The organism is Rhodococcus sp. NPDC019647 (assembly GCF_044389235.1).
Taxonomy (GTDB): domain Bacteria; phylum Actinomycetota; class Actinomycetes; order Mycobacteriales; family Mycobacteriaceae; genus Rhodococcus_F; species Rhodococcus_F oxybenzonivorans.
On sequence record NZ_JBIRXS010000067.1, the window covers coordinates 1 to 4702 of the forward strand.

Sequence of the window (4702 nt, forward strand, 5' to 3'; positions counted from 1 at the left end):
TTCACTGCTCAGCCCGAAAGATTCTGGGGCACAATGCCACGTCAGAAGTCTGAAGCGCTGTGTCATACATGTGTGCGACTGACATTCGGCGGCCCGAGTTATGAGCGCTGCTGGGTCACGGTCACCACGTCGGGCACTGCCGATAGCGTGTTCAGCCCGGAAGGGGTGTGGAACGCTCTTCTTCAGTCGGGCACGGCGAGTGAGCTCGTTGTCATCGTCGTGATGGTCGGAGTGATTCCGTCTGCGTCACGGTCCGGGCCTGGACCTTGGGGAAAGAGTTCCTTGACGCGATCATGGTTGAGGCGGGAGACGTTGGCGCGGGCGCCGCGAAGTTTGCGCAGGAGCTCGTCACGTTCGACGAGAAGCTCGTTTCGGCCCACGAGGAGGCGTTCATTCTCGTCACGGAGCCGGTTGCGATCGTGTTCGAGCCAGGTCCCGTCGGGGTCGCGCAACTGGCCCAGCAGGTCGGCGACGAGTTGGTGCTGCACGGTGAGTTCCCGGCGAAGGGCACGTGACCGATCTTCGGCGTTGAGTGCCCGTTCACGCCAGGACGCTTCCTGTTGTGCCGTCAACACCTCGACGTGGCCCCGTGCCCGAGCTTGCGACGTCGATTGGGCCTCGGTGATGATCGAGTTCGCGGTCTCGTTCTGGTAGGTGAACGAGCGGGATACCCCGGCCAGCGTTGCGACAGCGGAGCGTGTGATCGGTGCACCGGTGCGGCCGAGGGCTTTGACGCTCTTCTGTACCGCCGCGACCTTGACGGCGGCGTCACGCTTACGGGCGTCGATGGCTTGTCGCGGTGCGGGTTTGGGTGTGCGGGGGCGGGTCACCGTGCTGGTCATGACGGCCTGCTCGCGTCGTGCTCGGTGTGGATGTCCGCACGGACGTCGGTGGGTTCTGCCGTCGGGTGGGAGGCGCCGATCTGCACCAGATCGCCGGTGCGCCAGCCGTGGCGCCAGAGCGGGTCGAAGAAGTCCTGCTGTGGGCTCCGCAGGTCGAGGTCCTTGGCCCGGTCGAGCAGGCCGAGCGCAAGTAGCGCTTTCTCCAGCCCGGCCAGCGCTTGGGAGCTCTTGGCGAAGGTGGTGTAAATGTAGTCGCGGGTGCCCTCGTCGGGGGCGCCTTCGGCGAGAGTTGCCCAGCGTTGTTCCTGCCGTTTCCAGTAGCCGTAGTCGGCGCCGGTCAGCACGAAATGCTCACAGGAATGACAGTTGCGGGCGAATGGGCAATCGAAGCCGCCGACAACCGGTTTGAAGGTGCACAGACCGTGTTCGGTGGGGATCGCGGCCAGGTCGACGAGCAGTCGTTGGGCGGCGTCCGTCTCGGTGACGGTGGGGGTGAGCACAATCTCGCCGGGCCGGGCGGCGCCGGGACCGGTAACCCACACCTGCTGCAGGAAGGGCTCGACCTGTGACCCGGCGATGAGCACGTAGGACTCACCCATCCGCTCGGAGACCTGGCCGAGGACCCGTTTGACGTGGGTCATGCTGGCCCCGGCGTGAACGAGGCGGGTGGCGAGGGTATGACGGGCCTGATGGGTGGTGTGGCCGGGGATCCGCATCGTGTCCGACCCGATCCAGGCCTTGAACGCCGCCGTGAACGTCGAGGTGGACAGGGAACGCTCGAAGGAGGGGTTGCTGACCCGGCTGGGGAACAACGCGATCGTGCGGCGCTGGGCTGCGGTGGGATCGGTGCCGTGCTTGAGCCGGAACCGACGCTCCGTCTTCGCTTGGCGGGCCACGATGAGGTCGTAGACGTCGCGGGGGATCTGGACGGCGTAGTCGAGCTTGCCGACCTTGGTCATATCCACCCACAGCCAGGTCCGGCCCAGGTGTTCGCTCGCACAGTCCCAGCGCAGTTTGACGACCTCGCTGATGCGGCGCCCGCACCGCACCTGAATGGACCAGATGTCGGCCAGGCCCCCGTCGTGGGGATCCACATCCTGCAGCAACGCGATGTTGGCCGGATCGCTCAGCGCTCGCAGTACCTCATCGCTGAACGGCCGGGGGTTGCGGACCGAGGTGGCGCCACCGAAGGGCAGGGCGACGATGAATTCCCGGGGTAGCCCGATCGCCGCCGCGGTCCCGCCGTCCATCGCCGCGCGCATCACCCGCCGTAGTGCGTTGATGGTCAGGGAGTAGCTGAGATCGGTGGCCGTGGAGGCGGTTCCGTCCTTGTTGAACACACCCCGGCTCGGTTGGTGGTTGGCGACGCGGCGGGTGAAGTCCGCGACGAAACCCTGGGCGGTGGCCCGGTTCAGCGCCGCCGGGCGCTGTCCCCGGTCGGGATCGCAGTCGGTCAGGTAGGTGCTGAAGCACACGATCGAACGGCGCACCTGCTCGACGACTCCCTGGGTACGGGGGCGGTTCGGCCCGTCGAGCAGGTCAGCGAAGTAGTCCCAGGTCAGGTTGCGAAGCCACCGCTGCCCGATCGAGGTGAGGTCGAACACCGAGCGGCGATCGGGAAACCGGAACCCCCAGTAGTTGGTGTCGAGGTAGCCGAGTTCGCGGGTGTCGCTGCGGGAGTGATGGATCGGGTCGATGTCGGTGCGCAGTCCCTGCACGATGCGGTTGATGGTGCCCGCTTGCCTGCTCCACGCCATGTTGTTCGCGTCCAGCTCGAGCAGGGAGCCGACACCCATCAGGGTGCACGATTTGACCAGCGTCCGAAGCCACGTCGGATGCCACCGGGCCGGTGCAGCGCTGGTGGTGTGTGCCCATAATCCGTACCGGATTTCGGCGGCGAGCAGCGGTGCAAGCCCACCGAGGAACACGATTCCGGTGTTCAATTCCCCACTGGCCCGCGACAACCACGCCGCCATGCCGGTGTCGCAAGGTGATCCGGCGGACACCCATGCCTTTCGGTGGGTCGGGCACAGCCTCGGCTCCCGCTCGGCCCGGCGTAGGCACTTGGCTATCCGGCAGTCACCGACGCCGGGAAGGCTGACCTGACGGGCGACCCACGCTTCCTCGACGAAGCCGACACCGGCTCGACGCCGCCCTATCACGTGCAGGGCGTCGTGGCGCCGGCACAAATCACCGGCGACCGCGTCACGGTCGGGGCAGAAACGACATGTCGGCCGTCGCGCTCCCGTCGACACGCGCACGTCGTTGGCGGGAAACGCGACCGCGGCGCTCTTCCATGCGGCTTCCCCGACACCCCGACGGAGCGCACCCAGGCGCTCGTCACCATGCCGGGCGCACCACCATTGCGGATGGGTGGCGGGCAGCGCACATCCATGCACGCCGCAGAAGTAGCCGTAGATCGGGTCCTGCATGTCGAAGACGATCGGCTCCCGCCGTAGGTGATCGGGGAAGTTCTTGCCCGCGATCAGCGCTTCGAAGCGAGCCAGCGGATCCAGGCGGAACAGGTCGTCGACCGAGCCGACGGACTGGACCACGCTCATAGCTGCTCCGCCCAGATGTGGTCCAGTGCCGCCTGCAACGTCGGGTCCCCGGCCAGGTGGGCGTAGGTGTCCTCCACCGTCTGGGAGCTGGTCCAGCCGCCTTCGTCGGCGACCGCCTTGGTGTTGCCCCCGGTCGCCTCGGTGAGCGCGGTGGCCCAGGTGTGGCGGAAGGCGTGCGGCCTGACCCTACCCAGCCCGGCTCTGCGGCCGGCGCGGTCGATCATCTGCCGGGCCCCGTGGGTACTGAGACCGGCACCGACCCGCTGCCCGGCCAGTTGGACAAGGACGAGGTCACTGTCGGCCAGTGCCCGGACCCGGTGATAGTCCTCGGCGAGGTACTCGTGGTAGCTGGCGACCATGGCGGGGCTGGCCCTGCGCACAATCCCGCCGGTGATGATCCCGTCCACGACGGTGGCCGGGAATCCGCGCTTCGCGGCGGCCCGGTTCGGGTTGATCCGCTTCACGAGATGCGCGTGCGGACCGCTGCGTTCACCGCAGGGGTGGTCCCGGCTCAGATGCAGATCACAGAACCACAGCCCGCACAGCTCACCGATCCGCATGCCCGAATCGCGAAGCCAGGTCACGATCATCCGATCCCGGGCCGTTCGCACCGCGCCGAGCAGGGCGTCGGCGGCCCCGTGCGGCAGCATTCGCGGATGACTCCGCGGCGCGGCCCCGTGCGAGAGCGGGTTGGACGCCATCGACGTGGGCACATGGCCGAGCATCGAGCGGTCCCGATCTCTCCCGGTCGGCAGGCGCCGAACCGAGAATGCGGACCTGAGAACAGGATTGACGTTCTCCCTGTCCGTCACGTCGAGGTAGTAGCCCTTCAGGCAGGCCGCGCGCACGTCCAGGGCGGACGGGCTCAGCGGCGTCGCCCGCCACGGGATCCCCAACGGGCCCGTGTGCTGGGCACCGCACAGCGCCATATACCGCGCGAGATCCTCGATACTCACCCGGTCCTCGCATTCTCCGGTGGTCCGTAACCACCGCAGATGGTCCACCAAGTGGTAGGCGTACGTGCGCTGGGTGCCCTCGCCCAGTCCAGCCAAATATTTGTCGGCCCGGCGGTGAACACGGCCGGACGCCACGTCCAGGACCAAGTAGGACCGACGCCCGCCCGCATGATCGACGCGTTGCACCCGCAAATCGTCCAGCACCATCGAGACCACCCGGACCACCCTTCCCGGTGGCCGACCGTCGCGGACACTGTGCGTGCCACGGTCCCCTATCGACCTCGGAACACACGTGCACCACGCCGCACGGGCGAGAAGTAAAGTCGACGATCAGCACGTCGGC

3 protein-coding genes are annotated in these 4702 nt (G+C 67.5%); all 3 read right to left on the reverse strand.

What is annotated here, in order from left to right; all coding sequences use genetic code 11:
- Positions 1-182: 182 nt before the first annotated feature.
- Genes ACH49N_RS38830 through ACH49N_RS38840 form a run of 3 tightly spaced genes read right to left on the reverse strand, consistent with a single transcriptional unit; the run spans position 183 to position 4566 of the window.
- Complete coding sequence (locus ACH49N_RS38830; protein ID WP_317747703.1) at positions 183-842, reverse strand: DUF6262 family protein; 660 nt, start codon at positions 840-842, stop codon at positions 183-185.
- Positions 839-3403: a tyrosine-type recombinase/integrase gene (locus ACH49N_RS38835; RefSeq protein WP_317747704.1), complete on the reverse strand. Its 2565-nt coding sequence runs from the start codon at positions 3401-3403 to the stop codon at positions 839-841. Before ACH49N_RS38835 ends, ACH49N_RS38830 begins: the two co-directional genes overlap by 4 nt.
- On the reverse strand, positions 3400-4566 hold the full coding sequence (locus ACH49N_RS38840) for a tyrosine-type recombinase/integrase (RefSeq protein ID WP_358278803.1): 1167 nt from the start codon (positions 4564-4566) through the stop codon (positions 3400-3402). The genes ACH49N_RS38835 and ACH49N_RS38840 overlap by 4 nt, the downstream gene beginning before the upstream one ends.
- Between the last annotated feature and the right edge of the window lie 136 nt (positions 4567-4702).

Coding starts and splice junctions, on each gene's coding strand:
- ACH49N_RS38840 (WP_358278803.1), bottom strand. CDS start 4,566: ATGGTGCTGGACGATTTGCGGGTGCAACGCGTCGATCATGCGGGCGGG.
- ACH49N_RS38835 (WP_317747704.1), bottom strand. CDS start 3,403: ATGAGCGTGGTCCAGTCCGTCGGCTCGGTCGACGACCTGTTCCGCCTG.
- ACH49N_RS38830 (WP_317747703.1), bottom strand. CDS start 842: ATGACCAGCACGGTGACCCGCCCCCGCACACCCAAACCCGCACCGCGA.